Origin of the sequence: Bacillus sp. CR71 (assembly GCF_003429245.1) — a bacterium.
In the GTDB taxonomy this organism is placed as follows: Bacteria; Bacillota; Bacilli; order Bacillales; family Bacillaceae_G; genus Bacillus_A; species Bacillus_A thuringiensis_S.
In genome coordinates this window covers 3,319,587-3,321,625 of the sequence record NZ_CP031748.1, presented here as the reverse complement: position 1 = coordinate 3,321,625, position 2,039 = coordinate 3,319,587, and the positions used below count along the sequence as shown (strand labels likewise).

Genomic DNA, 2,039 nt, shown 5'->3' with positions numbered 1-2,039 from the left:
CCACATCGCTATCAAGCTAAGCTTATGCAAAGTCAATTTTAGGCGAGATTGTTTCTTTTTTCTAAGGGGCAAGTTTAGGTAATTGAAAGATTTGCATACGAAATAAACCCTAATGGGTTTCACTTTTTTGAATTAAGCGGCTTGATTATCAGACATGGAATTGTAAACGACACCTAATATATCAAAGACCGTTTTTTTCTCATATCGATGAGATTTCCGCCCGTTTTGCTGTAGGAGATTGAACAGACGAAGTAACACCTTTGATAGCTCTTGGGTGTTTTTTTGTATAGTTTGGAATAGAAGAAGAAAATAGTCTTTAATCATATATATGGCTTTATACTCACTAAGCTCTCGTTTTTTCTTCATGAGGAGCAATTGGCGCATTTGAAACATGATAGAAGAACAGAGTAGAATGGCAATCAACTGACCATATAAATGGCACTCCAATCGTTCTGGTTTTATCTTTTTACAATGATGAATTTGAAAGAATGACTTCCACGTTTTAAATAAAATTTCGATTTGCCAACGCAAAGAATACCAGTCATGTACCTGTCCCATCGGGACAATATCTGTAGGGGTGTTTGTCATATATACATTGATACCACTGAGTCGTTTACTACGAGAAGAATACTTCATTCCTTTCTTTTTTTCTCTTACAGCTTGATCTTGTAATCGTTTTTGTTGCTGTTGTCTTGTTAATCGATGAACAATTACACGAGCTGGCACTTTATCAGTCATTCCTACATAAGCATTAGCTATTTCACATGTTTGTCCTGGTTGAAGAGAGTTCAGTAACATCTCCATATCTAACTGTATATACTCTGTACCTTTCTTAATTCTTCCATCTTGAAAATAATCAGGGTTAGGATTTTTTTGATACATACGTGTATTCGACTTGATACGAGAGATATAGTAGGCCTCTTTATCTTGTATATATTGAAGGTCTTTTAAATGAAAATAACCTAAATCTCGGATACATAAATCATTTGCCGTCACAGTTGGGGCACACAGAGAGCCGTAAGTACGATCATGTTGTTTACCTGGACCTGTATGAATATGTAGGAACTGTCCGCTTAACAAATCATACTCAAGTTGAATTTTTATCCCAGCAGTATGGCTACATCCTCCTGCACCTGGATAAACCGATGAAAATACATCAGGGAGTTGAAATGCAGTTGAATCTAAAATACGAATACGCTTAAAAACAGAAGTATATGGAGAAGAAATCGGTATAGATGAGGTCAATTTTCGGCTTAGTAGTTCAGCTAGTATGTGTTGTAAAAATTGGACGGCTGCTTTATTAAATCGTTGGTTCAGTCCCTCGGGACTGATGAGCACTTCTGTCGAGGCTTCTAAACAGCTAGATAACTGAGTTAAAGACGTCGTAGCGATATTTTGGTTCATCCATACACATAAAGCGACTAAATCTTTTGCTTGGTACTTACTGGTTCGTTGTACGAAACCAACATCTCGAGCAAGATTCCGTAAGGTATTTGGAGATAAAAAACGTTGAATCTCTTGAGCAAATAGTTGTAATTCATCAGAAACAGAAACAGACATAAAAAAACGCCATCCTTTCCTATGATTCTACAGAAAGAATAGCGTTTTTTTCTTTTTATGGATACATTTTTTTAGCTCGATAGCGATGTGGTGTTACCTCAAATATAATTATTTTATTTGAAGGTCTCTTTTAAATTTTTATCAAATCTTTTCATAGGTTGATATACAAGGACGTGTAATGATAAACCTATCACTGCAGTAATGTTCAAAATAATACTTATAATCATTAAAGACCATTCTATAACTGGAGAAAAGTATCCGTTCGTGCTTAATGTAGAAGAACTGATACCTAGTAGTAAAATCACTATTAGTAAAGGTAAGTTTTTAACCAATTTGAATCCCCCTTTTAAATATAATATCTTTATATCATTATATCACACTAGATTATGTAATTAATATAAGATAGTTATCTATGAGAATTTAACGTATTTTCTCTTTTTTGGGGTGACCTACTTTTTTAGCTTGATAGCGATGGGGTA

General features: G+C 34.6%; 2 protein-coding genes. Both read right to left on the bottom strand.

All coding sequences use genetic code 11. From position 1 onward, the window contains the following. Positions 1-132: 132 nt before the first annotated feature. Positions 133-1,560, bottom strand: coding sequence for an IS4 family transposase (locus DOS87_RS16670; RefSeq protein WP_098578215.1), 1,428 nt, complete (start codon positions 1,558-1,560; stop codon positions 133-135). 113 nt (positions 1,561-1,673) lie between these two features. Beyond that, complete coding sequence (locus tag DOS87_RS16665; RefSeq protein WP_000240399.1) at positions 1,674-1,892, bottom strand: hypothetical protein; 219 nt, start codon at positions 1,890-1,892, stop codon at positions 1,674-1,676. Positions 1,893-2,039: the final 147 nt, after the last annotated feature.

Excerpts from the sequence above, each read along its gene's own strand:
- DOS87_RS16670 (WP_098578215.1), bottom strand. The coding sequence starts at position 1,560 with ATGTCTGTTTCTGTTTCTGATGAATTACAACTATTTGCTCAAGAGATT.